Origin of the sequence: Spirillospora sp. CA-142024, from assembly GCF_050942325.1 — a bacterium.
Taxonomy (GTDB): domain Bacteria; phylum Actinomycetota; class Actinomycetes; order Streptosporangiales; family Streptosporangiaceae; genus Spirillospora.
Genome location: NZ_CP192077.1, coordinates 6,347,883 through 6,372,614 on the forward strand (window position 1 = coordinate 6,347,883; position 24,732 = coordinate 6,372,614).

Below are 24,732 nucleotides of genomic sequence, written 5' to 3' on the forward strand. Positions count from 1 at the left end.
CGGGAAAGTAGTGACGGACATGTGGCGTGAGCGCTACGGTGCGGCGTGTGACCGGCGGTCCAGAACTGTACGGGTTCCCCCCACCCGAGACGGTCCCCGACCTGAGGTGGCTCGGCCCCGATTACGTGTCCGTACTCGTGTACGACCTGACGCAGGGACTTCTGCGCCAGGACCCGCGCACGTCCGTCATGGGCGTGCGGTGCGAAGGCGAGCCCCGGCTCGATCCCTCGGTCGACCCGGCGGGCGTCATCCGCGCGCACGACGCCTGCTTCCCGCTCCAGGTCTACGTCCAGGACGGCGCCGGACGCCCCTGGTGCCTGCGTGGGCGATGGACGTACTCGGGACGCGAACTCGGCACGTCCTCGGCGTCCATCACCCACTTCTGGCATCTGGTGTCCGCGGAGGGCGTCTAGGGCCGCTCGTCCGAGGTCGCGGGCTCGTGGGCGTCCGCGGTGATGCGGGTCACGTACTCGGTGATGTCGCGGGCCAGAGCCTGCGGCGTCAGGCCGATGTCGGCGAGGATCTCGCCGCGGGACGCGTGGTCGAGGAACTCCTGAGGGATGCCGAACGTGCGGATCGGGGCGTCCACCTCGGCGTCGCGCAGCAGCCGGGCCACCGCGTCGCCGACGGCGCCGGTGCGGCCGTTGTCCTCGGCGACGGCGACGAGCGCGTGCTCGCGGGCGAGATCGAGCAGCGCCGGGTCGAGCGGCTTCACCCACCGGGGGTCGACGACGGTGACGCCGATGCCCTGCGCGGCGACCAGCTCGGCGGCCTCGACCGCGGGCGTCGCCATCGAGCCGGCCGCGACCAGCAGGACGCGGGTGCCGTTGGAGCCCTCGTGGCGGGCCAGCACGTCCATGCCGCCGGCCTTGCCGATCGCCTCGATGTCGTCGGCCGCCGAGCCCTTGGGGTAGCGGATCGCGGTGGGGCCGTCGGAGACCTCCACGCACTCGCGCAGCAGCTCGCGCAGCCGGGCGCCGTCGCGCGGCACGGCGACGCGCATGCCGGGGACGAGCTGGAGGATCGACATGTCCCACATGCCGTTGTGGCTGGCGCCGTCGTCGCCGGTCACGCCGGAGCGGTCCAGGGCGAACGTGACGGGCTGCCGGTGCAGCGCCGTGTCCATAAGGACCTGGTCGAAGGCGCGGTTGAGGAACGTCGCGTAGACCGCCACGACCGGGTGCATGCCGCCCATCGCGAGGGCGGTGGCCGAGGTGACGGCGTGCTGCTCGGCGATGCCGACGTCGAAGATGCGGTCGGGGAACGCCTCGGCGAACGGCGCGAGCCCGACCGGGTAGAGCATCGCGGCGGTGATGCCGACGACGTCACGGCGCTCCCGGCCGATCGCGACCATCTCCTCGCCGAACACCTTCGTCCAGGCGGGGCCGCCCTTCTTCGTGACGAACCTGCCGGTGGCGGGGTCGAACGCGCCGCCGCCGTGCATGCAGTCCTCGGTGTCGTTCTCGGCGGGCGCGTAGCCGCGTCCCTTGGTGGTGATGCAGTGCACGATGACCGGGCGGCCGAACCCGCGGGCGCGGCGCAGCGCGCGCTCGACGGCGTCCTCGTCGTGGCCGTCGATCGGGCCGACGTACTTCATGCCGAGGTCCTCGAACATGGCCTGCGGCTGCAGGACGTCCTTGAGGCCCTTCTTGATGCCGTGCAGCGCCTCGTAGGCGACGTTGCCGACCACCGGGGCGCGCGGCACCGTCTTCTTGATGAGGTCGAGCGCGTTCTCGTAGCCCTGCGTGACGCGCAGGTCGGCGAGGTGGGAGGCGAGACCGCCGATCGTCGGCGAGTAGGACCGGCCGTTGTCGTTGACGACGATGATGACCGGACGGTCGACGCCGGCGGCGATGTTGTTGAGCGCCTCCCAGCACATGCCGCCGGTCAGCGCGCCGTCACCGACGACCGCTACCACCGCGCGGTCGCTCTCGCCGCGCAGCTGGAACGCCTTGGCGAACCCGTCGGCGTAGGACAGGGCGGTCGAGGCGTGCGAGTTCTCGATGACGTCGTGCTCGGACTCGGCGCGGCTCGGATAGCCGGACAGGCCGCCGCGCTTGCGCAGCAGCTCGAAGTCGTGCCGCCCGGTGAGCATCTTGTGCACGTACGCCTGGTGCCCCGTGTCGAAAAGGATCTTGTCGTGCGGCGAGTCGAAGACGCGGTGCAGCGCGATCGTCAGCTCCACGGCGCCCAGGTTGGGGCCGAGATGCCCGCCGGTCTTGGAGACCGCCTGGACGAGGAACTCGCGGACCTCCTCCGCGAGCCGAGTCAGCTGACCGGCCTCCAGTCGTTTGAGGTCGTCGGGACCCGTGATCGACTCCAGCAGGCTCACTCGTTTCAACTCCTCCGTCGGGGCCCGGTCTCGCCCCTGGCTCGGGCCGTTCCGAGTTTAATCCCGGTTCGCCCGCGACGCGTCGTACGCCACCCGCCTCGCGGGTGTGAAAAGGCTGACCCCATCGGGAGGGATGGGGTAGGAAGTGAGCATGGGCGTCGAAGAGATCGTGCTGCTCAACGCGGATGACGAGGCGGTAGGGACCGCGCCGAAGAGCGACAGCCACCACAGTGACACGCCATATCATCTGGCTTTTTCATGCTATGTGGTGGATACGGAGGGTCGCGTGCTGATCACTCGGCGCGCGCTGGACAAGCGGACGTTCCCGGGCGTGTGGACGGGCAGCTGCTGCGGCCATCCCGGCCCGGGCGAGAAGCTCCGCGACGCCGTGCTCCGGCGGCTGCGGGACGAGCTCGGCATCCCGGACGCCTCGCTCACGTCCGTCCTGCCGCGGTTCCGGTACCGGGCCGTGGCCGAGGACGGCACCGTCGAGCACGAGCGCTGCCCCGTCGTGCGCGCGACCGTCCCCGCGGACGAGGCCGTCCGCCCGAACCCGGACGAGGTCGAGCAGGCCGAGTGGTGGACCTGGGAGCGCTGCCTGGAGCTGACCGGGCGGCCCGAGTCCTCCCCCTGGTACCGGCTTCAGCTGGCCGAGCTCGCGCCGCTCGGCGCGCCCGCCGACTGGCCGGACGCCGGGCGGTCGGGCCTGCCGCCCGCGCTCGGCTGGTAGCGGCCGGCGGCCCGGCGCGCCCGCGCGATCACCGGAAGATCACCGCGCATCACCGAAAGATCACATTGCGGTGCCCGGTGTTGACCGTCCCGTTTCCCGAGCGGACGCTTGCTTTTCGGGGCAACGAAGGGACGGACGATGCGAGTACGTGTTCCCCGGCGCCGCTGGACGGTGTTCGCGGCCGTGGCCATGACCGGCGCCCTTGCCGTCTCCGGTTGCGGCGGAAACGACGACAAGGGCTCGAACGACAAGTCCGAGGTCGAGGTCTTCTCCTGGTGGACCGGGCCGGGCGAGGCGGACGGGCTCGCCGCGATGCAGGCCGACTTCGAGAAGAAGAACCCCGGCACCAAGTTCGTCAACGCGGCCATCGCCGGCGGATCGGGCACCCAGGCCCAGGCCGTCCTGGCGAGCCGGCTGCAGAACCGCAAGCCGCCGGACTCGTTCCAGGGCCACGCGGGCGCCGAGCTGCTCGACTACATCAAGGCCGGCCAGATCGAGCCGCTGGACTCCTTCTACGACGAGAACAAGCTGAAGTCGGTCTACCCCCAGCAATTGCTCGACCAGATCAGCTACAAGGGGAAGATCTACTCGGTGCCGGTGAACATCCACCGGTCGAACGTGCTCTGGTACAACCCGGACATCCTCAAGGACGCCGGGGTCGCCGGACCGCCCAAGTCGATCGCCGAGTTCATCACCGCGCTGAAGGCCGTCAAGGAGAAGACCAAGAAGGTCCCGCTGTCGCTCGGCGCGCAGTGGACGGCCGACCACCTGCTGGAGAACGTCCTGCTCGGCGACCTCGGCACCGACGGCTACAACGCGCTGTGGAAGCCGGGCGCCGACTGGAGCGGCCCCCAGGTCACCAAGGCGCTCAACGACTACGCCGAGATCATGAAGTACACGACCCTGGAGGCCGCGTCCACCGACTGGCAGGGCGCCGCGAAGGCCGTCGTGGACGACAAGGCCGCGTTCAACATCATGGGCGACTGGGCGTACGGGTACTTCACCGGCAGCGCGCCCAACGGCCTCGGCAAGAAGCTCGACACCGACTTCAAGTACGCGCCGTCCCCCGGCACGGACGGCACCTACATGTGGCTGTCGGACAGCTTCACCCTTCCCAAGGGCGCACCCCACCGCGGCGGCGCCCTCGCGTGGCTGAAGGAGGTGTCCAGCAAGGAGGGGCAGGACCTGTTCAACCCGAAGAAGGGCTCCGTCCCCGCCCGCAAGGACGCCGACAAGAGCCTCTACAAGGGCTACCTCCAGTACGCGTTCGAGCAGTGGAACAGCCCGAGCATCAAGCTGGCGGGCTCGTTCTGGCACGGCGTCAACGCCAGTAAGAAGCAGCACACCGACATCGACACGGCGGTGGGCCTCTTCCTGCAGAACAAGGACGTCGGCAAGCTGCAGCAGGGACTGGTGAACGCGGCCAAGAACAGCGGCCAGTGAGGTTTCGCCGTAGCCGGAAGTGGTTGCCCGGGCTGCTGCTGGTCTCGCCGTCCATCGTCGCGATCGGCCTGTTCGTCTACGGGCTCATCTTCTGGAACACGCGGGTCGCGCTGAGCGGCAAGCACGACGAGGTCACCGAGTACGGGTTCGACAAGGGCAGGAACTTCGTCGACCTGTGGCACCAGCCCAGCTGGCCCGGCGCGGTGAAGCACGCGCTGCTGTTCACGGCGGTGTTCGTCCTCGGCGCGCTGCTGCTCGGCGCGTTCCTGGCGTTCCTGATGGACAAGGGCATCAGGGGTGAGGCGTCCTTCCGCGTCATCTACCTGTTCCCCATGGCGGTGTCGTTCATCGCCAGCGGCGTCGTGTGGCGCTGGCTGATGAACCCGGCGCCGCCGGAGCGCGCGGTCGGCTTCAACCAGCTGTTCGACAAGCTGCACCTCGGGGCGCTGGCGAACGACTGGTGGCAGGACCCGGACTGGGGTATGGCGGCGATGGCCCTCCCCGCGATCTGGCAGATGTCCGGATATGTCATGGCGCTGTATCTGGCCGGGTTCCGCAGCGTCCCCGAGGAGCTGCGGGAGGCGGCGCGGGTGGACGGCGCGTCGGAGTGGAAGGTGTACCGGTACGTGGTGTTCCCGCAGCTGCGCCCGGTGACGCTGTCCGCGCTGATCATCCTCGGGCACATCTCGCTGAAGGTGTTCGACCTGATCATGGCGATCGCGGGCAAGCAGATCATCACCTACGTGCCGGCCGTCGCCACCTATGTGGAGATCTTCGACCGGCACGATCCCGCGAACGGCGCCACGATCGCCACGTACATGCTGGTCGCGGTGGCCGTCCTGGTGATCCCCTACCTGGTCTGGTCGGTACGTTCGGAGCGGACGCGATGACGCGCGCAGCGGCACCCGGCGCCTGGCGGGCGGCGAAGCCGGCCGTCCTGCTGGCGTTCGTCCTGCTGTTCCTGATCCCCGTGTACGTGCTGGTGGTCACGAGCTTCAAGCCGCTGGACGAGGCGGATCCGAGCAGCGCGTGGAACCTGCCGGGCCAGTGGAGCACGTCCGGCTGGAGCTCGGCCTGGGACGCGCTGCGACCGGGCCTGGAGAACAGCGTCAAGATCGCCGTCTCCGGGTCGCTGATCTCGGCCGTGCTCGGCTCGCTGAACGGGTACGTCCTGTCCAAGTGGCGGTTCCCCGGCGCGGACGTCGTCTTCACGCTGTTCCTGTTCGGCATGTTCATCCCGTACCAGGCGGTGATGATCCCGCTGGCCGGGCTGCTGACCGACATGGAGCTCGTCGGGACGATCCGCGGTCTCGTCCTCGCCCACGTGGTGTACGGCATCCCGATCTGCACGCTGATCTTCCGGAACTACTACGTGACGATCCCGGACGAGCTGATCGAGGCGTCCCGCGTGGACGGCGCCGGGATGCTCCGCACGTACTGGTCGGTCGTCCTGCCCGTGTCGGCGCCGGCGTTCGCGGTGACGCTGATCTGGCAGTTCACGTCCATGTGGAACGACTTCCTGTTCGCGGTCTTCCTCGGCGCGCCCGACAGCTGGCCCGTCACGGTGATGCTGAACAACACGGCCGGGTCGGGCGCGGTCGCCGTCCAGTACAACCAGCAGATGGCCGAGGCGCTCCTGGCCTCCCTGCCGACGCTCCTCGTCTACCTGCTGCTCGGACGGTTCTTCATGCGCGGTCTCATGGCGGGCGCGCTGAAGGGCTGAAAGTCTCACGAACACGTCAACCGGGCCCCGTCCTCAGGCGTCACATGGGTGTTCAGACGAGTTCCGCATGGGGATGAAACGGCCCGGCAGCCGTCCCATGCGGACAACAACCCATTCGCCTCGTTCATTGGCAAATCAGCCGGGATGCGCCTAGCCTCTCGGGCATCGTCGCGCGGCACCCCGGCGTCCGGCCGGAGGCCCCGGACGATTCCGGGCCGGTGGAGGACGGGCGAGCACTGGAGGTGACCGCGTGCAGGCGATGAGTGTTCAGCAGCCCTGGGCGTTCGCGATCGCGCGTGGTGGCAAGTCGGTTTCGAACCAGAGCCTGCCGTCCGCCTACCGGGGGCCGATCCTCATCCACGCCTCCATGCGCGTCGACCTGAAGGCGTGCGACTCCCCGCTCATCCAGGCCGCCGGCTGGGACCCCCGCGACCCGCTCGCCACCATCGGCGCCGTCATCGCGGTCGCCGAGCTCGACCACGTGTGCTCGGCCGCCGTCGGGAACGCCTCCTGCGACTGCGGCCCCTGGGCGCAGCCGGGCCTCCACCACTGGCACCTGACCGGGATCCGGGCCCTCCCCCGCCCCATCGTGGCGCTGGGCCGCACCGACCTCTGGCAGCCGTCTCCCACCCTGGTCAACGAGGTGAACACGATGTTCGCCCTGAACTCCTGACTCACCCGGGCCGGAGGGCCTCGGTCACACGGCCCGGAGGGCTTCGGCGGCCTCGCGGAGGCGGCGGAACTCGGCGGCGATCCTGTCGAGCGTCCAGCTCGCGTTGAGCCCGCTCGGGTTGGGCAGGACCCAGAGGCGCGCGGGACCGAACGCCTCGTCCTGCGGCCCGATACGGGTGCGGGGGCGGCCGAAGGCGGTGCGGTAGGCGGTGATGCCGGCCACCGCGAGGTAGGACGGCCGGTGGCGGTCGACGAGCGCGGCCAGCCGGTGTCCGCCCTCGCGGAGTTCGGCGTCCGTCAGCTCGTCCGCGCGCGCCGTGGTGCGGGGCGCCAGGTTGGTGATGCCGAGGCCGTAGCCCGGCAGAAGGTCCTGCTCGGACGGATCCAGCAGGCGGCCGGTGAATCCGGAGCGGTGCAGCGCGGGCCAGAAGCGGTTGCCCGGGCGGGCGAAGTGGTGGCCCGTCGCCCCCGAGTACAGGCCGGGGTTGATGCCGCTGAACAGGACGTGGAGCGTCCCGCCGACCGGTGGCAGGACGTCGGGGATGAGGCGGTCGCGGGCGGCCTCGAGGTCGTCCTTGGTGGGGCGGGTCCGGGTGGGGCGCATCAGATCAGATTACGGACGATCAGCGTCACCGCGGACGTCCCCACGACGACGAGGAGCGCCAGGCGGAGGCGTCCGGCGTCCAGGTAGCGGCGCAGCGGACCGGCGGCAAGGAACCCGGCGAGCACGAACGGGAGGAGCTCCAGCCCGGCGACGACCTGCCGGGCGGGGAGGCGTCCGGCGGCGGCGAGGGTGGCTAGGGAGACCAGCGCGCCGGCGATGAAGAAGACCGCCAGGGTCGCCCGGACGCGGGGGCCGCTCTCACGCTGGTAGAGCAGCGCCATCGGCGGGCCGCCGATGCCGGACGCGGTGCCGGTGGTGCCGGAGATGACGCCGGCGGTGGCGAGCGTGCGGCGGTTGCGCGGCACCTCCCGCGACCAGCTCGTCAGGGCGAGCGCGGCGAGCACGACGACGCCGATCACGATGCCGAGGACGCGCTCGGGGGCGGCCGCCACCAGCCACACGCCGAGCGGCGTCCCGACGAGGCGGCCGCCGAACGCCCAGCCGAGCCCGCGCAGGTCGGCGTGCCCGACCTCCTGGGCGAGGGTCGCGAGCGGCAGGGCGAGCGCGACGACGAGGATCGACCCCGGCATCAGGGACGGGAACAGCATCGTCACGATCGGGGTCGCGACCAGCCCGACGCCGAGGCCGACGCTGCCCTGCACGATCGCGCCGACCAGCGCGGCGAGGCCGCCGAACAGGAGGAAGTCGAGATCCGGCACGCCGCCGGACGGTACATCCCGACTTATCCGATCGGTGAAGCCACTATCACGCGGACGCCTCGGTGAGGCGCTTGAGCTGGTCGCCGGTCAGGGTCGTCCTGGCGGCCTCGATGATCGGCGGGAGCTGTTCGAGGGTCCGGGCGCTCGCGATGGGCGCGGCGACGGTCGGCTGCGCGGCCAGCCAGGCGAGCGCCACGGCCGCGACGGCGACGCCCTGTTCCCCGGCGACGATGTCGAGCGCGGCCAGGACACGGCGGCCGCGTTCGGTCTCCAGGTGCCCGGCGGCACGGCCGGCGCGCGCGCTGTCCACCCGGGCCCCGGGACGGTACTTGCCGGTCAGGAATCCGGACGCGAGCCCGAAGTACGGCACGGCGGCCAGACCGTACCGTTGCGCGATGTCGCGGCGCGGGCCCTCGTAGGTGTCGCGGGACACCAGGTTGTAGTGCGGCTGGATGGCCACGTAGCGGGCCGTGCCCTCGCGCTCGCTGAACGCCAGGGAGGCTTCGAGCCGGTCCGGTTCGATGTTGGACACCGCGATGTGCCGGACCTTGCCGGCGGCGACCAGGTCGTCCAGCGCCGTCATGATCTCCTCGACCGGGACGTCCGGGTCGTCGAAGTGCGTGTAGTAGAGGTCGATGCGGTCGGTGCGGAGCCGCCGGAGCGAGTCGTCCGCGGCGGCCTTGATGTTCGGCGCCGACAGCCCCGGGCGCGCGGGATGGCGGCCCACCTTGGTCGCCACGACGATGTCGTCCCGGTTGCCGCGCGACGCCGTCCACTCGCCGATGATCGTCTCGGACTCGCCGCCGCTGTTGCCGGGCGCGGACGCCAGGTACGAGTCGGCCGTGTCCACGAAGTCGCCGCCGGCCTCGGCATAGGCGTCCAGGATTTCGAACGAGCGGTCCCTGTCCGCGGTCCAGCCGAAGACGTTGCCGCCCAGGCACATGGGGAAGACGTCCAGGTCACCGATCTTCTTCGAGTCAGCCATGTGTCGATCCAATCAAACGGGTTCGAGGCGGCCCTTCCCTCCGCCGCGAAGATGATTCTTGGCAGAATGTCCGGATGCTCGCCGCCTGCCTCGCCTTCGCCGCCATGGCGGCCCTGGTCACGATCACACCGGGGCTCGACACCATGCTCGTCCTGCGCACCACCGTGACCAGCGGACGGCGGACGGGCTACCTCGCCGCCCTCGGCGTCGCGTCCGGCTGCCTGTGCTGGGCGATGGCGAGCGCTGCCGGGCTGACCGCGCTGCTCGCCGCGTCCCGCATCGCGTTCGACGTGCTGCGCGTCGCGGGCGCCTGTTACCTGCTGTGGCTCGGCGGCCAGGCGCTGTGGAGGGCCCGCCGCAAATCCCACGACTCCGCCGGGACCCCGGAGCCTGAACTGTCCGGCGCCGCCGCGCTGCGCACCGGTTTCACCACCAACCTGCTCAACCCCAAGATCGGCGTCTTCTACATGAGCCTGCTGCCCCAGTTCGTGCCGGACGGGGCGTCCATGTTCTGGACGAGCATGCTCTTCGCCGCGATCCACGCCGTCGAGGGCCTGCTGTGGTTCGGGCTCGTCGTCGGCGCCGCGGGCGCCGCGCGCCGCGCCCTGGCCCGCCCCGCCGTGAAGCGCCGCGTCCAGCAGGTCACGGGCCTCGCCTTCATCGGCTTCGGCCTCCGCCTCGCCGTCGAGCACTAACCCCGGGCCTGCCCGGCGAGCGCCGCGGCCAGCGCGACCGCGTCCGCCTCGGACAGGTCCGCGTGCCCGGTCAGGATGCGATACCAGAGCACGCCGTAGGCCTGGTCGACGATGAGATCGAGGTCGGCCCCCGCGCCGATCTCGCCACGATCGCGCGCGCGTTCCAGCAGGCCGCGCAGGACGCGGCGGCGCCCCGCGATGAACTCGCGCATGTGCTCGCGGGAGTGCGGGTCGCGCTGCGCCTCGGCCATCGTGTACCGCAGAGCCGAGACGGTCCGAGGATGCCCGCCGGCGAGGAACGTCGCGCGGAGGAACGCCTCAAGATCGTCCTCCAGCGTGCCCGTGTCGGGCACGGGCACGTCCACCCCCGCCCGCCCCGCCAGCGCCTCCAGCAGGACGGCCCCCTTGGACGGCCACCAGCGGTAGATCGTCTGCTTCCCGACACCGGCCGCGGCCGCGATCGTGTCGATCGTCACGGGCGTGTCGTCGGTGCGTCCCAGCAGGTCGACGGCGACGTCCAGGATCGCCTGGCGCGCGGCCTCGTTGCGGCGCCGGCCGGTGTGCGGGCGGCGGGTCTCGGCGGTCATGGCCCGAGCATACCGTTTGACGAAACCATCGGTCTCGACAAATAATTGACGAGACGGCAAGTCTCGACAATGAAGGAGCGCACACCATGACGCTGAACGGGAAGAAGGTCCTGGTCTGCGGTGGCACCTCGGGCATCGGCGCGGCCACGGCCGCGCTGTTCGCCGGTCAGGGCGCCGACGTCGCCGTCACCGGACGCGACGAGGAACGCCTTGCCAAGGCCGCGGCCGACGGCCTCACCGCCCGTCGCATGGACGCGTCCGCGGAGGAGGAGGTGACCGGCTTCTTCGCCGGGGACGCCACGTACGACCACCTCGTCCTGGCCCTGAGCGGCGGATCCGGGGCGGGCCCCATCGCCACCCTCGACCTGGCCGACCTCCGCGCCGGCTTCGAGGCGAAGTTCTGGCTGCACCTGCGGCTCGTGCAGGCGGCGCTGCCCCGGATGGCGCCGGACGGCTCGATCACGTTCATCACCGCGTCGTCGGCGCGCGCCGCGCTGCCCGGCACGGCCGGCCTCGCCGCCATCAACGGCGCGCTGGAGGCGATGGTCGGCCCGCTGGCGGCGGAACTGGCCCCGCTGCGCGTCAACGCGGTCTCCCCCGGCGTCATCGAGACCCCGTGGTGGGACGGCATGCCGGCCGAGCAGCGCGCGGCCATGTTCGCCGAGCACGCCGCCGCCCTTCCGGTCGGGCGCATCGGACGTCCGGAGGACGTGGCGCAGGCGGTCCTGCTGACCGCGACGAACGGGTTCATCACCGGCAACGTCGTCGAGTGCAACGGCGGCCTGAGCCTGCCCACCGGCCGCTGAACACGAGAAAAGGGCCGCTCCCCCGGGAGGGAGCGGCCCTTTTCGCGGTCGTGGGCTACTTGCGGATCAGGTTGCGGAGGACGTACTGGAGGATGCCGCCGTTGCGGTAGTAGTCCGCCTCGCCCGGCGTGTCGATGCGGACGACGGCGGTGAACTCCTTGCCGTCGGCGCTGACGGTGACCTCGTCAGGGACACCGCCCTCGTTCAGCGCGGTGACGCCGGTGATGTCGAACGTTTCGGTGCCGGTGAGGCCGAGGGACTCGGCGGACTCGCCCTCCTTGAACTGCAGCGGCAGGACGCCGAGGCCGATCAGGTTCGAGCGGTGGATCCGCTCGTAGGACTGCGCGATGACGGCGCGGACGCCGAGCAGCGCGGTGCCCTTCGCCGCCCAGTCGCGAGACGACCCGGAGCCGTACTCCTTGCCGGCGATGACGACGAGCGGGGTGCCCTGCGCGGCGTAGTTCTGCGCGGCGTCGTAGATGAACGCCTGCGGCGCGCCGTCCTGGGTGAAGTCGCGGGTGTAGCCGCCCTCGACGCCGTCCAGGAGCTGGTTGCGGAGCCGGATGTTGGCGAACGTCCCGCGGATCATGACCTCGTGGTTCCCGCGGCGCGAGCCGTAGGAGTTGAAGTCCTTGACCTCGACGCCGTTGTCCCGCAGGTACTGGGCGGCGGGGGTGCCGGCCTTGATGGACCCGGCCGGGGAGATGTGGTCGGTGGTGACCGAGTCGCCCAGCTTCGCCAGGACGCGGGCGCCGTGGACGTCGGCGACCGGCTCCGGCTCGGCGGCCATGCCGTCGAAGTACGGCGCCTTGCGGACGTAGGTGGACGCGGCGTCCCACTCGAACAGGTCGCCGGTCGGGATGTCGAGGCCGGTCCAGCGCTCGTCGCCCTTGAAGACGTCGGCGTAGCTCTGCGCGAACATCTCCTGCCCGATCGACGACTCGACGATCGAGGCGACCTCCTCCGGCCCGGGCCAGATGTCGCGCAGGTGGACGGGGCCGTCGGCGCCTTCGGCGATCGGGTCGTTGAGGATGTCGATGTCCATCGTCCCGGCCAGCGCGTAGGCGATGACCAGCGGCGGGGACGCCAGGTAGTTCATCTTCACGTCGGGGCTGATGCGGCCCTCGAAGTTGCGGTTGCCGGACAGCACCGCGGTGACCGCCAGGTCGTTGTCGTTGACGGCCTTGGAGATCTCCGGCTGCAGCGGGCCGGTGTTGCCGATGCAGGTGGTGCAGCCGTACCCGACCAGGTTGAAGCCGATCTTGTCGAGGTACGGGGTGAGGCCGGCGCGCTCCAGGTAGTCGGTGACGACCTGGGACCCGGGCGCGAGCGACGTCTTCACCCACGGCTTGCGGGTCAGGCCCTTCTCCACCGCGTTCTTGGCCAGCAGCGCGGCGCCGATCATCACGTACGGGTTGGACGTGTTGGTGCAGGACGTGATGGCGGCGACGGCGATGTGCCCGTGGTCGAGCTCGAACGCCGTCCCGTCCTCCAGCGTGACCGGGACGAGGTTGTGCGGCCGTCCGGCACCGTTGGTGCCGTGCGGGCGCGGCTTGTCCCCGCTCGTGTCGTGGCTGATCGCCGGGGAGTCCGAGGCCGGGAACGACTCGTTGGACGCCTCGTCGGCCGCGCCCTGCACGCTCGCGACGTAGTTCTGCACGTCCCGCCGCCAGGTCTGCTTGGCCTCCGCCAGGGAGATGCGGTCCTGCGGGCGCTTCGGGCCGGCCAGCGACGGGACGACCGTCGCGAGGTCCAGCTCCAGGTACTCGGAGAACTCCGGCTCCACCGAGGGGTCGAGCCACATGCCCTGCGCCTTGGCGTACGCCTCGACGAGCGCGATCTGCTCCTCGTCCCGCCCGGTGAGCCGCAGGTACTTCAGCGTCTCGTCGTCGATCGGGAAGATGGCGCAGGTGGAGCCGAACTCGGGGCTCATGTTGCCGATCGTGGCGCGGTTGGCCAGCGGCAGCGCGTGCACGCCCTCGCCGTAGAACTCGACGAACTTGCCGACGACGCCGTGCTCGCGCAGCATCTCGGTGATGGTCAGCACCAGGTCCGTCGCGGTCGTGCCGGCGGGCAGCTCACCGGTCAGCTTGAAGCCGACCACGCGCGGGATGAGCATCGAGATCGGCTGGCCGAGCATGGCGGCCTCCGCCTCGATGCCGCCGACGCCCCAGCCGAGGACGCCGATGCCGTTCTCCATCGTGGTGTGCGAGTCGGTGCCGACGCACGTGTCCGGGTAGGCGACCCCGTTCCGGTCGAACACCACGCGGGCCAGGTGCTCGATGTTCACCTGGTGGACGATGCCGGTGCCGGGCGGCACGACCTTGAACTCGTCGAACGCCGTCTGCCCCCACCGCAGGAACTGGTAGCGCTCCTTGTTGCGCTCGTACTCGCGCTGCACGTTGCGCTCGAAGGCGTCCGGCGAGCCGAAGTAGTCGACGATCACCGAATGGTCGATCACCATCTCGGCCGGCGCCAACGGGTTGATCTTGGCCGGGTCGCCGCCCAGATCCCGCACGGCCTCGCGCATCGTGGCGAGGTCCACCACGCACGGCACGCCGGTGAAGTCCTGCATGATCACCCGCGCGGGGGTGAACTGGATCTCCTTGCTCGGCTGCGCCTGCGAGTCCCACTGCGCCAGCGCGCTGATGTGCTCGGCGGTCACGTTCGCGCCGTCCTCGGTGCGCAGCAGGTTCTCCAGCAGCACCTTCAGGCTGTACGGGAGACGGGCCGCGCCCTCGACGGCGTCCAGCCGGTAGATGTCGTACGACCTGTCGCCAACCTGCAGCTTGTCACGGCTGCCGAAGCTGTTCGCGGACACGGACTCCTCCTCAGTCGACACCGCGCGTCCGGTCCGGGACATGAGCGCGCGGCGCTCGTCTTGTTCCTCGATAGGCCCGCCCCGGGGGCCGTCGCGGGGCGGCGCGCGGCGGAGCGGGATGCTCGTCTTCCTTGATCCTGCCCTAGTCAGGCCCCCGACCGGGAATCAGGTCCGCCTAACTTCCGCGTCTTTTCTCTCGACGTCAAGCTATCTCCAATTTATCTCGACATCAAGTTACTTGCACCCACCGGACCAGGGCTCCGCAGGCTCGACGGGGGGACGTCGACCGCCGTGCGGCGCCGGCGCGCCCACATCGCGGAGGTGGGGGACGGAGGGCACAGGCGGTATCTCCACGCCTGGTACGTCTACTCCGTGAGCCGCCGTCTCGCCGAGGAATGGACGACCCTCCGGCAACGGGCAGCGTCGATGCCGCGCCTTTTATCGGGCTGGCGCGGGAATGGAACCGGCGTGTGCCGGGGAATCAGAAAGTGTTCGTGGCGGAAGCGCCATCGTTCGAGGAATTCCTCGGCGGTCCCCCTCCCGGGCGAAACGCTCCGGTGGATGGAGGAGACCGCCGAGGCGGGTTACGGCCTTCTTCTCAGCTGGTGAATCGGGTGGATGAAGGGGGCTCTACTTGAGCCACAGGATCCACGGCGGGTACCCGGGGTCGTAGGTGCACTTGTAGTCGTTGAAGCCCTCGCGCACATACTGCTGGCCGGCGTCGATGCATTTGGACTTGCTGGTGAACCGGTCCCAGGCCTTCCAGCCGGCCGCGTGAGCGGGAACGCTCATGCCGCCGACCGCCGCGATGGCGATCCCGACGCCAACGGCTGTCCTGCGCAGGCGCATCTGCGTCTTCCTCCCTGTAGGGGGATCGCATCCGAAACGATCTTCGACGCGATGGGTCCACGATGCACCGCGGATCTCGGCCTTGCAAGAGGTCCAATGCCCGCCGTTCCGGATCATGGGTTGATGCCGAGAAGGGGGACGCCGCTTGGTCATGTTCCGACATGCCGCCTCGCCGCGCGGCGTTCGGCCGCACGCGCGGCGATGAGTTCCGGCCCCCCGGAAAGTCTGCATCCGAGAACAACGGCCACGGAAAGGACACCTCATGACCACGCAACTCGACGAGGCATTCACGGCGGTTCTGCGGAAGAGCCCGGCCAAAGGCGGCTGGACGTACGTGATCTGGCCGAAGTCGGTGGAGTTCTTCGGCACCCGCGGCCTGGTGAAGGTCAAGGGGACCATCGACGGGCATCCGTTCCGGGGCTCCTTCATGGCGCTGGGCGACGGCACGCACAAGCTGGCCGTGAAGGCGGAGATCCGCGAGGCGCTCGGCAAGGACGCCGGCGACACCGTCACCGTCCACCTGGACGAACGCCTCGGATAGGGCCGCCCAGGCGGGGCCCTGGAACGGTTCAGGCCCCGGACACGCACCGTTTAAATAAGTCCATACCTTGGCCAGAGTTTCTCTGGTGCCGGACCGGTCGATCTCATCAAGGTGATCATTGAACCGTCCTGGAGCGCCGCGGAGCACGATCGCGCGCTGGACCGGCTCGCGGCACGGGAGAACTTCCCGGTGGCGGCGCGGCTGCTGCCCGCCCGCCACCGCGCCGACCTGCGGGCCGTCTACGGTTTCGCGCGCCTCGTCGACGACATCGGCGACGAGGCGCCGCCGGAGCAGCGGCCCAAGCTGCTCGGCCTCGTGGACGACGACCTGGACCGGGTGTTCGCGGGGCGGACGCCGGCACTGCCGCAACTGCGCAGGCTGGCGGGGACGGTGCACGCGCACCGGATCCCGGAGGAGCCGTTCCGCGACCTCGTCCAGGCGAACCGGCAGGACCAGGCCGTCCACCGGTACGAGACGTTCGAGGAGCTGAGAGGCTACTGCGCCCTGTCGGCGGCGCCCGTGGGACGCATCGTCCTGCACCTGTTCCGCGCGCACCGGCCGCGTCTCGTGGCCGCGTCCGACGACGTCTGCACGGCGTTACAGATCATCGAGCACTGCCAGGACGCCGGGGAGGACTACCGGAACGGCCGGATCTACCTGCCCGCCGAGGACCTGCGGAGGTTCGGCTGCGCGGAGGAGGACCTGGCGCGCCGGGTGACGCCGACGCGGCTGCGCGGCGTCCTGGCGCTGCAGGCGGGCCGCGCCCGCGACCTGCTGGACGGCGGTGCCGCCCCGCTGATGGCGGATCTGACGGGCTGGGCGCGATTCGCCGTCGCGGGCTATGTGGCCGGGGGGCGCGCGGCGCTGTCGGCCCTGGAACGCGGGCGCCATGACGTGCTCGCGCATCCGCTGCGTCCACGGCGGGCGACGCTGCCGGCCGGCTGGGCGCGCGCTCTTGGAAGGAGGGGGCGATGACGGTTTCGGAGGCTTGCGAGCGTTCCGAGCGGGTCGTCGAGGCGTACCGGCACTGCGAGCGGGTGGTGCGCGACGAGGCCCGCAACTTCGCCTACGGGATCCGGCTGATGCCGGCCCCGAAGCGGCGGGCGATGAGCGCGATCTACGCGTTCGCGCGGGGCATCGACGACATCGGGGACGGGCCGGAGCCGGCGTGCGTGCGGCTGGATCTGCTGGACCGGTCCCGGCAGCGGCTGCTGACCGTCCAGGAGGTGCTGCGGCGGCGGGTGGACGTCCAGGCGCTGGAGGGGCATCCGGTGCTGACCGCGCTGGCGGACGCGGCGGGCCGCTACCCGATCCCCCTCGACGCGTTCGACGAGCTGATCGACGGGTGCGAGAACGACGTGCGGGGCGCCGACTACGGGACGTTCGACGACCTGCTGCGCTACTGCCAGCGGGTCGCGGGGACGGTCGGCCGGCTGTCGCTCGGGGTGTTCGGCTCGGACGGCCGGCAGCGGGCGGAGGGGCTCGCCGACTCCCTCGGCGTCGCGCTGCAGCTCACCAACATCCTGCGCGACCTGCGCGAGGACCGGATGGCCGGGCGGGTCTACATCCCGGCCGAGGACCTCGCGCGGTTCGGCTGCACGCTGGAGCTGGACGAGTCGGGCACGTTCATCGACCCGCCGTGGCGGCTGGGCGAGCTGATCGGCTTCCAGGCGGAGCGGGCCCGCGCCTGGTACGCGGAGGGCCTGCGGCTCCTGCCGCTGCTGGACCGGCGCAGCGCGGCGTGCACGGCGGCGATGGCCGGCATCTACCGGCGGCTGCTGGAGTCCATCGCGGCCCGCCCGCAGCTGGCGCTGAACACCCGGGTCTCCCTGCCGACCTGGCAGAAGGCGGTCGTGGCCGCACGCGCACTCTCGGGGGTGGAGCGATGAGCGTCGTCATCGTCGGCGGCGGGCTCGCGGGCATCAGCGCCGCGATCGCGCTCCAGGAGTCGCGGGTGCCGGTCACGCTCGTCGAGGCCCGGCCATGGCTCGGCGGGGCCACGCATTCGTTCGTGCGCGGCGAGCTGAGCGTCGACAACGGCCAGCACGTGTTCCTGCGGTGCTGCTCGGCGTACCAGGGACTGCTGCGCAGGCTGCGCGCCGACCATCTCGTCGACCTGCAGGACCGGTTCGACGTCCCCGTCCTGCGGGCGGGCGGCGGCCCGGCGCGGCTGCGGCGGTCGAACCTGCCGAGCCCGTTCCACCTGCTGCCGGCGCTGGCCCGGTACGCGCCGCTGTCGGCCGCCGACCGGCTCCGCGCGGTGCGCGCCGCGGCCGCGCTCCGGCGCCTCGATCCCGCCGACCCCGAGCTCGACCTGGTCTCCGCGGGGACGTGGCTGTCGCGGCACGGGCAGCGGCCGTGGGCGCGGGACGCCCTGTGGGGCCTGTTCATCACGTCCGCGCTGAACGCCGACGTGGACGAGGCGGCGCTCGGGCTGTCCGCGATGGTCTGCGGGCGGGCCCTGTTCGGACGCGCCGACGCGGCCGACATCGGGCTGCCGCTCGTCCCGCTGGAGGAGCTGCACGGCGGCCCGGCGCTGCGGCGCATCGCGGAGATGGGCGGGACCGTCCGGCTGAAGGCCAAGGTCGAGGCCGTCACGACCGACCCGAAGGTGGTCGTGGACGGGGTGCCGATCGCCGCCGACGCGGTGATCATGGCGGTGCCGCACGAGGCCGCGGCACGGCTGCTGCCGGCGCAGGCGCTGCCGGACCCGCTGCGCTGGCCCGAGCTGGACGCCAGCCCGATCGTGAACGTGCACGTCGTCTACGACCGGAAGGTCATGGACGGGCCGTTCGCCGCCGCGGTGGGCTCGCCGGTCCAGTGGGTGTTCGACCGGACGGCGGTGAGCGGGCTGCGCCGCGGCCAGTACCTCGCGGTGTCGCTGTCGGCCGCGGACCGCTGGGTCGACATGCCGACCGCGCGGCTGCGCGCCCGGTTCCTGCCGGAGCTGCGGCGGCTGCTGCCCGCCGCGTGGGACGCCGAGGTCCGCGAGCTGTTCGTGACGCGGGAGCGGCGCGCGACGTTCCGGCAGCGTCCCGGCACCGCGGCCGCGCGTCCCGGCGCGGCGACGCGCGCCCCCGGGCTGTTCCTGGCCGGCGCGTGGACCGACACGGGCTGGCCCGACACGATGGAGGGAGCAGTGCGCAGTGGTCTCACCGCCGCCCGCCTGGTCCGCCGCCACCTGGAGAGGGTGACCGACCGATGACTACTGTGCCGGTCTCGATGACCGACGTCCGCGGGCTCGTCGACGGCGCGCTGCGCGCCGCGGTCGGCCGCCTCGACCCGCGCACCTACCGTGTCGCGGCCTACCACCTCGGCTGGACGGACGAGGAGGGCCGCCCGCACAAGGCGCCGGTGGGCAAGGCCCTCCGCCCGGCGCTCGCGCTGCTGTCCGCGCGCGCCGCGGTGGCGCCGCCGGAAAGCGGGCTGCCGGGAGCGGTCGCGGTCGAGCTGACCCATGCGTTCTCGCTCCTGCACGACGACATCATGGACCGCGACCGGACGCGCAGGCACCGTCCGGCGGCATGGACCGTGTTCGGGGAGGCGTCCACGATCCTGGCCGGGGACGCGCTTCTCGCCCTCGCCGGTGAGGTCCTGCTGGAGGCGCCCGGCCAGGGATCGGCGCGGGCGGCGCGCGCGCTGTCCGTCGCGACGCGCCGCCTCATCGCCGGTCAGTCCCTCGACATGGACTTCGAGACGCGCAGGCAGATCAGCGTGGACGAGTGCGTCGCCATGGCGTCCGGCAAGACCGCCGCGCTGCTGGCGTGCTCCTGTTCGATCGGGGCCGTCCTGGACGGGGCCTCCGACAGGCTCTGCGAGGCGCTGCAGGCGTTCGGCGAGGACCTCGGCATCGCGTTCCAGCTCGTGGACGACCTGCTCGGCATCTGGGGCGACCCGGAGACCACCGGCAAGCCCGCTCTGTCGGACCTGCGGTCCCGCAAGATGTCGCTGCCGGTCGTCGCCGCGCTGAACTCCGGCACCCCGGAGGCCGCGAAGCTCGCCGCTCTGTACGCGCGGCCCGGGCCGGCCGGGAAGGAGCCCGCCGAGGAGGAGCTGTCCGAGGCCGCCGCCCTCGTGGAGGCGGCGGGCGGGCGCGCCTGGGCCGAGATAGAGGCGGAGAGCCGCATCCAGCGCGCCGCCGAGCACCTCGTCTCCGCCCGGCTGCCCGAGCCCGTCCGCGCCGAGTTCCTGCACATCGCCGACTTCGTCACCTGCCGGGACCACTGATGACGACCACCGAACCCGCCGCGGCGGCCACCGGGACGAGGACGGCCGCGGACGCGCTGGACGCCGCCCGCGAGCATCTGCTGTTCCTCCAGTCGCCGGAAGGCTGGTGGAAGGGCGAGCTGCAGACCAACGTGACGATGGACGCCGAGGACCTGCTGCTCCGCGAGTTCCTCGGCATCCGCTCCGAGGAGGACACCCGCGAGGCGGCCCGCTGGATCAGATCCCAGCAGGCCGCGGACGGCACCTGGGCCAACTTCCACGACGGCCCGCCTGACCTGTCCACGACCGTCGAGGCGTACGTGGCGCTGCGGCTCGCCGGGGACCCGCCGGACGCGGGCCACATGGTCCGCGCCGCCGCCTACGTCCGCGGCGAGGGCGGCGTCCCGGCGACCCGCGTGTTCACCCGGTTCTGGCTGGCCATGTTCGGCCGCTGGCCGTGGGACCGGCTGCCGGTCCTGCCCCCGGAGATGATCTTCCTGCCGCGCTGGTTCCCGCTGAACGTCTACGACTTCGCGTGCTGGGCGCGGCAGACGGTCGTGCCGCTGACGGTGGTGGCCGCGCTGCGTCCCGTCCGGCCGCTGCCGTTCGGGCTGGACGAGCTGTACCCCGGCTACGACGTCCCCCGTCCCCGGAGGCGGGGCCTGCCCGGCTGGGGCGAGACGTTCGGGGCGCTCGACCGGGCCCTGCACGTGTACGAGCGGCGTCCGCTGAAGGGGCTGCGCACGGCCGCGCTCCGCCGCGCCGGCGAGTGGATCGTCGCGCGGCAGGAGCGGGACGGGTCCTGGGGCGGGATCCAGCCGCCCTGGGTGTACTCGCTGATCGCGCTGCACCTGCTCGGCTACGGCCTCGGCCACCCGGTCGTCCGGCGGGGACTGGACGGGCTCGAACGCTTCACGATCCGGGACGAGAAGGGGCGGCGCCTGGAGGCGTGCCAGTCCCCCGTCTGGGACACCGTCCTCGCCATGAACGCGCTCGCCGACTCGGGCCTGCAGGCCGGGCATCCCGCCCTGGAGCGGGCCGCGGAGTGGGTGATCGGCGAGGAGGTGAAGGGGCCCGGAGACTGGGCGGTGCGGCGTCCCGGCCTGCCCCCGGGCGGCTGGGCGTTCGAGTTCGACAACGACTGCTACCCCGACACCGACGACACCGCCGAGGCGGTCATCGCGCTCAACCGCGTCCGGCATCCGGACGCCGAGCCGGCGATCGAGCGCGGCGTCCGCTGGATGGCCGGGATGGCGTCCCGGGACGGCGGGTTCGGCGCGTTCGACGCCGACAACACCCGCGCCCTGTGCCGGAGGCTGCCCTTCTGCGACTTCGGCGAGGTCATCGACCCGCCGTCCGCCGACGTCACCGCGCACGTCGTGGAGGCGATGGCGCACCGGGGCATGGCCGACTCGCTGCTCGTGAAGCGGGCCGTCGTCTGGCTGCTGAAGGCGCAGGAACCGGACGGGTCCTGGTTCGGCCGGTGGGGCGCCAACCACGTGTACGGGACGGGCAGCGTCGTGCCCGCGCTCATCGCGGCGGGCGTCCGGCCGGGCGGGCGCGCGATCCGGGACGCGGTCGGCTGGCTGGAGCGCCACCAGCGCGACGACGGCGGCTGGGGCGAGGACCTGCGCTCCTACCGGGACCGGACGTGGGTCGGGCACGGCGCCTCCACGGCGTCGCAGACCGCGTGGGCGCTGCTCGCGCTGCTCGCCGCCGGTGAACGGGGCCCGGCCGTCGAGCGCGGGGTCCGCTGGCTCGTCGAGCACCAGCGCCCGGACGGGACGTGGGACGAGGACCACTTCACCGGCACCGGCTTCCCCGGCGACTTCTACATCAACTACCACCTGTACCGCCTGGTGTTCCCGCTGAGCGCGCTCGGCCGGTACGTGAAGGGGAGTCCGCTCTCCCTGCCACAGCCCGCCGCGACCGCGCACGGTGAGCGAAGCGACCCGGAAGGGGCCTAGAAGAATGGCGATGCCACTGCGCCAGAGCCTGCGCGTCGGCGGATACGTCCTGCGCAACCGGCTGGCGGGGCGGACGAGGTACCCGCTGATCGTCGAGCTGGAGCCGCTGTACGCGTGCAACCTGGCGTGCGCGGGCTGCGGCAAGATCCAGCATCCGGCGGACGTGCTGAAGCAGCGGATGCCGGTCGAGCAGGCGGTCGCGGCGGTCCGCGAGTGCGGCGCGCCGATGGTGTCGATCGCGGGCGGCGAGCCGCTGATGCATCCGCGGATCGGCGAGCTGGTCGCCGAGCTGATCAGGATGAAGCGGTACGTGTTCCTGTGCACGAACGCGGCGCTGATCCCGAAGAAGATCGACCTGTTCAAGCCGTCGCGCTACTTCGCCTGGGCGGTGCACATCGACGGATTACGAGAGCGGCACGACGCGTCCGTCTGCAAGGAAGGCGTGTTCGACCAGGCGGTCGAGGCGATCAGGATGTGCCAGGAGCGCGGGTTCCGGGTCACGACGAACACGACCGTGTTCAACACCGACACCCCGCAGACCGTCATCGACGTGCTCGACTACCTCAACGACGACCTGCGCGTCGACCAGATGATGATCTCGCCCGCCTACGCCTACGAGAAGGCACCTGACCAGGACCATTTCCTCGGCGTCGAGGAGACCAGGAACCTGTTCCGCAAGACGTTCGCCGACGGCCGGCGCAAGCGCTGGCGGTTCAACCACTCCCCCTTGTTCCTCGACTTCCTCGAAGGCAAGGTCGACTTCCCGTGCACGGCGTGGGCGATCCCGTCGTACTCGCTGAAGGGCTGGCAGCGGCCCTGCTACCTGATGGACGACGGGTACACCGAGACCTACCAGGAACTCCTCGACACGACCGACTGGAACGCCTACGGCCGGGGACGAGACGACCGCTGCGCGAACTGCATGGCGCACTGCGGCTACGAGCCCACTGCCGTGTTCGCGACGATGGGCTCGCTCAGGGAGTCGATCCGCGCGATGCGGAGCGTATGATCCTTCACTCGGGCTCGTCGCGCAGTTCCTCGATGACGTCGTGGACGGCGTCCATCAGCGCGTCGGCGTCCTCGGCCAGGCCCGGGTCTACGGAGAGGCCGAAGCACAGGTCGCGGTCGACGCCGAGCCCGGCGATCGCCAGCGGCGCGCCGGGCGCGAGCGGGACGATCGGGTACACGGCGGTGAGGGCCGCGCCCGCCAGCCACAGCTGCCTGTCGGGCCCCGGGAGGCTCGACACGGTGCCCTGCAGGAACCGTCCGCTGTAGGACATCCGGGCGAAGCGGGCGTGCAGCGGGACCGGCATCAGCCGTCCGGCCTGCCACATCACGAACCAGGCGGCCTGCGCCCGCGTCCCCGACCGCAGCACCCGGCTGCGCCTGGCGATCAACGCGAGCCGGTCGGGCTCCGACATCTTCCCGACCGGCAGGTCCACCATCACGGCGGTGGTGTGGTTGCCCACCATCGCGCTGCCGGGCGGCCGCATCATCAGCGGGACCGCGACGCGGCAGGTGTCGGGCCGCCCGTCGTCCTCGCTGACGACCCGGTTCAGGGCGCCCGCGACGGCGCACAGGACGACGTCGGTCACGCGGGCGCCGTAGCGGCGGGCCACGTCCCGCACCGTGCTCAGCGGCAGGTCCATGGTGCTGTACCGGCGTTCGGCCGTCCCGGCGGCGGGCAGCGGCTCCGGCCTCGTGACGGCGGTGGCGAGCTGGCCGAGACCGACCACGGTGGCGAGCGCCTTTCGGAACGGCGCGCGGGGTGGCCCGGCGACGGGTTCCGGCGGCGGGTCCATCAGATACATGGCCTGCGCCACGATGCCGACGCCGTCGGCGACGACGTGGTGCATCAGGTAGACGACGGCGGTGCGGCCGGGCTCGGCCCCCTTCACCACGACCATCCGCCACGGCGGCCGGTCCAGCGGCAGCACCTCGGACTGGATCCGGGCGACCTCGGCTCGCAGGCCCGCCATGCCGTCGACGTGCCGTTCGGGGACGTGCCACTCCCAGTCGACGGAGTCGTGGTCGCGCCACACGGGGCGGCGCCAGCCGCCCCGCCATCCCGTGTGGCGGACGAGCCGCTGCCGGAAGCGCGGGAGCCCGTCCAGCCGCTCCTTGATCACCCGGACGAGATCGGCCCGGCCGACGTCCGCGCGCGAGGTGTCGAGCATGATCACACCGCCGGGATGCTGCGGCGCCTCGGGCGTCTCCACCGCGAGGAAGAAGGCGTCGGGCCCCTGGACGCGCGACGACGGCGGGCGGGCGAGGCGTTCCGCGGCGTACACCGGCACGACAACGAAGGGTACGGCGGCGACGGCGTCCAGCAAATAGTGATTCGCGGTCGCCAGGATGACGTAGAGCGTGAGCAGGATGTGCGCGGTGTTCAGTCCCTGCACCCATCGCTTCGCGTTCACCCGGGCGAGCTCGACGCCGACCCACAGCGTCCAGGCCATGTGCAGGGACGGGACGGCGGCGAACTCGTCCGCGTGCTCCACCATCGGGGAGCCCCACGACCCCCACGTGCGGCCTTTGCTGACGGTGTCGATGAAGCCGAGGTCGGGCATCAGCCGCGGCGGCATGACGGGATACAGCGCGAAGCACGCCAGCCCGCCGATGTTGAGCATGACGAAGGCGTTGCGGGCCGTCCGGTACCGCTCGGGATGCCGCAGGAATAACCAGATCAGCAGGACCAGCGCGCTCGCGATGTAGGTGATCGCGTACTCGTAGTTGGCCAGCACCCGCCAGAACGGCTGGCCCGCGAGCCAGCCGTTGAGGGTCGGTTCCACGTCGAGATGGAGGGCCCGCTCCAGGCTGTAGAGCGAGTCCCCGTGCTCGCGGGCCGCCGTCATCCTCGACTGCTCGGGCAGCATTGTCACCAGCGAGTACAGCGCGAACAGCGCCAGGCCCAGCGCGAGTTCGTTCCTGGCGCGAGGCCGGCTGCCCGTGACGCCCGGTGTGTAGACCGTGTCACGCGCGGTCACCGCTTCGTGTACGCCCATCGTCCCCCTCGCCCCGGATTGGTACCCACTGATCCGCGATAACAGAC

At 71.6% G+C, this 24,732-nt stretch carries 23 protein-coding genes; 15 read left to right on the forward strand and 8 right to left on the reverse strand.

The annotated features are described in order from the left end of the window. Positions 1-47 precede the first annotated feature (47 nt). On the forward strand, positions 48-413 hold the full coding sequence (locus ACQPZP_RS30080) for a hypothetical protein (protein ID WP_433462729.1): 366 nt from the start codon (positions 48-50) through the stop codon (positions 411-413). Here ACQPZP_RS30080 and dxs read toward each other — a convergent pair. Beyond that, a complete protein-coding gene (gene dxs / locus ACQPZP_RS30085; RefSeq protein WP_433473091.1) occupies positions 410-2,332 on the reverse strand; it encodes a 1-deoxy-D-xylulose-5-phosphate synthase in 1,923 nt (640 codons plus the stop codon). The two genes, ACQPZP_RS30080 and dxs, sit on opposite strands and share 4 nt — an antisense overlap. Positions 2,333-2,483: 151 nt before the next feature. Here dxs and idi point away from each other — a divergent pair, with 151 nt between their 5' ends. The 5 genes from idi (at position 2,484) to ACQPZP_RS30110 (ending at position 6,901) form a co-directional block, all read left to right on the forward strand. Continuing rightward, positions 2,484-3,062 carry an isopentenyl-diphosphate Delta-isomerase gene (gene idi / locus ACQPZP_RS30090; protein ID WP_433473092.1) on the forward strand — a complete coding sequence of 193 codons (579 nt, stop codon included), beginning with the start codon at positions 2,484-2,486 and terminating at the stop codon, positions 3,060-3,062. 138 nt (positions 3,063-3,200) lie between these two features. Continuing rightward, entirely contained in the window at positions 3,201-4,505 is a 1,305-nt protein-coding gene (locus ACQPZP_RS30095; protein ID WP_433462732.1) for an ABC transporter substrate-binding protein, read from the forward strand. Between the two features lie 23 nt (positions 4,506-4,528). Continuing rightward, entirely contained in the window at positions 4,529-5,395 is an 867-nt protein-coding gene (locus tag ACQPZP_RS30100; protein WP_433473093.1) for a carbohydrate ABC transporter permease, read from the forward strand. Then, positions 5,392-6,228, forward strand: a complete 837-nt coding sequence (locus ACQPZP_RS30105) for a carbohydrate ABC transporter permease (protein ID WP_433473094.1) — start codon at positions 5,392-5,394, stop codon at positions 6,226-6,228. The genes ACQPZP_RS30100 and ACQPZP_RS30105 overlap by 4 nt, the downstream gene beginning before the upstream one ends. A gap of 259 nt (positions 6,229-6,487) precedes the next feature. Continuing rightward, positions 6,488-6,901 (forward strand): hypothetical protein, encoded by a 414-nt coding sequence (locus ACQPZP_RS30110; protein WP_433473095.1) that lies wholly within the window; start codon positions 6,488-6,490, stop codon positions 6,899-6,901. Between the two features lie 24 nt (positions 6,902-6,925). On the opposite strand, the gene mug is transcribed toward ACQPZP_RS30110, so the two are convergent. The 3 genes from mug to ACQPZP_RS30125 are packed head-to-tail and all read right to left on the reverse strand — an operon-like array spanning position 6,926 to position 9,208. Continuing rightward, the gene (gene mug / locus ACQPZP_RS30115; protein ID WP_433473096.1) at positions 6,926-7,504 is read right to left on the reverse strand and encodes a G/U mismatch-specific DNA glycosylase; all 579 of its coding nucleotides are present in this window, start codon (positions 7,502-7,504) and stop codon (positions 6,926-6,928) included. Continuing rightward, positions 7,504-8,223, reverse strand: coding sequence for a sulfite exporter TauE/SafE family protein (locus tag ACQPZP_RS30120; protein WP_433473097.1), 720 nt, complete (start codon positions 8,221-8,223; stop codon positions 7,504-7,506). The genes mug and ACQPZP_RS30120 overlap by 1 nt, the downstream gene beginning before the upstream one ends. Before the next feature lie 46 nt (positions 8,224-8,269). After that, positions 8,270-9,208 carry an aldo/keto reductase gene (locus ACQPZP_RS30125; protein WP_433473098.1) on the reverse strand — a complete coding sequence of 313 codons (939 nt, stop codon included), beginning with the start codon at positions 9,206-9,208 and terminating at the stop codon, positions 8,270-8,272. A gap of 74 nt (positions 9,209-9,282) precedes the next feature. On the opposite strand from ACQPZP_RS30125, the gene ACQPZP_RS30130 reads away from it, so the two are divergent. After that, positions 9,283-9,903, forward strand: a complete 621-nt coding sequence (locus ACQPZP_RS30130; RefSeq protein ID WP_433473099.1) for a LysE family translocator — start codon at positions 9,283-9,285, stop codon at positions 9,901-9,903. Here ACQPZP_RS30130 and ACQPZP_RS30135 read toward each other — a convergent pair. Then, positions 9,900-10,490: a TetR/AcrR family transcriptional regulator gene (locus ACQPZP_RS30135; protein WP_433473100.1), complete on the reverse strand. Its 591-nt coding sequence runs from the start codon at positions 10,488-10,490 to the stop codon at positions 9,900-9,902. The two genes, ACQPZP_RS30130 and ACQPZP_RS30135, sit on opposite strands and share 4 nt — an antisense overlap. A gap of 86 nt (positions 10,491-10,576) precedes the next feature. Between ACQPZP_RS30135 and ACQPZP_RS30140 the strand changes: the two genes are divergently transcribed. After that, positions 10,577-11,296, forward strand: coding sequence for an SDR family oxidoreductase (locus tag ACQPZP_RS30140; RefSeq protein WP_433473101.1), 720 nt, complete (start codon positions 10,577-10,579; stop codon positions 11,294-11,296). Between the two features lie 55 nt (positions 11,297-11,351). Here the strand turns inward: ACQPZP_RS30140 and ACQPZP_RS30145 are convergent, their stop codons facing one another. Both ACQPZP_RS30145 and ACQPZP_RS30150 read right to left on the reverse strand, forming a co-directional pair. Then, positions 11,352-14,117, reverse strand: a complete 2,766-nt coding sequence (locus ACQPZP_RS30145) for an aconitate hydratase (protein WP_433473102.1) — start codon at positions 14,115-14,117, stop codon at positions 11,352-11,354. Positions 14,118-14,747: 630 nt separating this feature from the next. Continuing rightward, positions 14,748-14,966 carry a hypothetical protein gene (locus ACQPZP_RS30150; protein WP_433473103.1) on the reverse strand — a complete coding sequence of 73 codons (219 nt, stop codon included), beginning with the start codon at positions 14,964-14,966 and terminating at the stop codon, positions 14,748-14,750. 262 nt (positions 14,967-15,228) lie between these two features. Between ACQPZP_RS30150 and ACQPZP_RS30155 the strand changes: the two genes are divergently transcribed. From ACQPZP_RS30155 to hpnH, 7 genes are all read left to right on the forward strand, one after another. After that, positions 15,229-15,507 (forward strand): DUF1905 domain-containing protein, encoded by a 279-nt coding sequence (locus ACQPZP_RS30155; protein ID WP_433462743.1) that lies wholly within the window; start codon positions 15,229-15,231, stop codon positions 15,505-15,507. A gap of 111 nt (positions 15,508-15,618) precedes the next feature. Beyond that, complete coding sequence (gene hpnC, locus ACQPZP_RS30160) at positions 15,619-16,482, forward strand: squalene synthase HpnC (RefSeq protein ID WP_433473104.1); 864 nt, start codon at positions 15,619-15,621, stop codon at positions 16,480-16,482. Beyond that, entirely contained in the window at positions 16,479-17,396 is a 918-nt protein-coding gene (locus ACQPZP_RS30165) for a phytoene/squalene synthase family protein (RefSeq protein ID WP_433462745.1), read from the forward strand. The genes hpnC and ACQPZP_RS30165 overlap by 4 nt, the downstream gene beginning before the upstream one ends. After that, positions 17,393-18,712 (forward strand): hydroxysqualene dehydroxylase HpnE, encoded by a 1,320-nt coding sequence (gene hpnE / locus ACQPZP_RS30170; RefSeq protein WP_433473105.1) that lies wholly within the window; start codon positions 17,393-17,395, stop codon positions 18,710-18,712. The genes ACQPZP_RS30165 and hpnE overlap by 4 nt, the downstream gene beginning before the upstream one ends. After that, a complete protein-coding gene (locus ACQPZP_RS30175) occupies positions 18,709-19,734 on the forward strand; it encodes a polyprenyl synthetase family protein (protein WP_433473106.1) in 1,026 nt (341 codons plus the stop codon). Before hpnE ends, ACQPZP_RS30175 begins: the two co-directional genes overlap by 4 nt. Further along, positions 19,734-21,680: a squalene--hopene cyclase gene (gene shc / locus ACQPZP_RS30180; RefSeq protein ID WP_433473107.1), complete on the forward strand. Its 1,947-nt coding sequence runs from the start codon at positions 19,734-19,736 to the stop codon at positions 21,678-21,680. Before ACQPZP_RS30175 ends, shc begins: the two co-directional genes overlap by 1 nt. Positions 21,681-21,690: 10 nt before the next feature. Then, positions 21,691-22,689 carry an adenosyl-hopene transferase HpnH gene (gene hpnH, locus ACQPZP_RS30185; RefSeq protein ID WP_433473108.1) on the forward strand — a complete coding sequence of 333 codons (999 nt, stop codon included), beginning with the start codon at positions 21,691-21,693 and terminating at the stop codon, positions 22,687-22,689. 4 nt (positions 22,690-22,693) lie between these two features. On the opposite strand, the gene ACQPZP_RS30190 is transcribed toward hpnH, so the two are convergent. Then, a complete protein-coding gene (locus ACQPZP_RS30190) occupies positions 22,694-24,685 on the reverse strand; it encodes a phosphatase PAP2 family protein (protein WP_433473109.1) in 1,992 nt (663 codons plus the stop codon). Between the last annotated feature and the right edge of the window lie 47 nt (positions 24,686-24,732).

Bases quoted from the DNA above. Each gene is read 5' to 3' on its own strand.
- idi (WP_433473092.1), top strand. From the start codon at position 2,484: ATGGGCGTCGAAGAGATCGTGCTGCTCAACGCGGATGACGAGGCGGTA.
- ACQPZP_RS30095 (WP_433462732.1), top strand. From the start codon at position 3,201: ATGCGAGTACGTGTTCCCCGGCGCCGCTGGACGGTGTTCGCGGCCGTG.
- ACQPZP_RS30105 (WP_433473094.1), top strand. From the start codon at position 5,392: ATGACGCGCGCAGCGGCACCCGGCGCCTGGCGGGCGGCGAAGCCGGCC.
- ACQPZP_RS30110 (WP_433473095.1), top strand. From the start codon at position 6,488: ATGAGTGTTCAGCAGCCCTGGGCGTTCGCGATCGCGCGTGGTGGCAAG.
- mug (WP_433473096.1), bottom strand. From the start codon at position 7,504: ATGCGCCCCACCCGGACCCGCCCCACCAAGGACGACCTCGAGGCCGCC.
- ACQPZP_RS30125 (WP_433473098.1), bottom strand. From the start codon at position 9,208: ATGGCTGACTCGAAGAAGATCGGTGACCTGGACGTCTTCCCCATGTGC.
- ACQPZP_RS30130 (WP_433473099.1), top strand. From the start codon at position 9,283: ATGCTCGCCGCCTGCCTCGCCTTCGCCGCCATGGCGGCCCTGGTCACG.
- ACQPZP_RS30135 (WP_433473100.1), bottom strand. From the start codon at position 10,490: ATGACCGCCGAGACCCGCCGCCCGCACACCGGCCGGCGCCGCAACGAG.
- ACQPZP_RS30140 (WP_433473101.1), top strand. From the start codon at position 10,577: ATGACGCTGAACGGGAAGAAGGTCCTGGTCTGCGGTGGCACCTCGGGC.
- ACQPZP_RS30150 (WP_433473103.1), bottom strand. From the start codon at position 14,966: ATGCGCCTGCGCAGGACAGCCGTTGGCGTCGGGATCGCCATCGCGGCG.
- ACQPZP_RS30155 (WP_433462743.1), top strand. From the start codon at position 15,229: ATGACCACGCAACTCGACGAGGCATTCACGGCGGTTCTGCGGAAGAGC.
- ACQPZP_RS30165 (WP_433462745.1), top strand. From the start codon at position 16,479: ATGACGGTTTCGGAGGCTTGCGAGCGTTCCGAGCGGGTCGTCGAGGCG.
- hpnE (WP_433473105.1), top strand. From the start codon at position 17,393: ATGAGCGTCGTCATCGTCGGCGGCGGGCTCGCGGGCATCAGCGCCGCG.
- ACQPZP_RS30175 (WP_433473106.1), top strand. From the start codon at position 18,709: ATGACTACTGTGCCGGTCTCGATGACCGACGTCCGCGGGCTCGTCGAC.
- shc (WP_433473107.1), top strand. From the start codon at position 19,734: ATGACGACCACCGAACCCGCCGCGGCGGCCACCGGGACGAGGACGGCC.
- hpnH (WP_433473108.1), top strand. From the start codon at position 21,691: ATGCCACTGCGCCAGAGCCTGCGCGTCGGCGGATACGTCCTGCGCAAC.
- ACQPZP_RS30190 (WP_433473109.1), bottom strand. From the start codon at position 24,685: ATGGGCGTACACGAAGCGGTGACCGCGCGTGACACGGTCTACACACCG.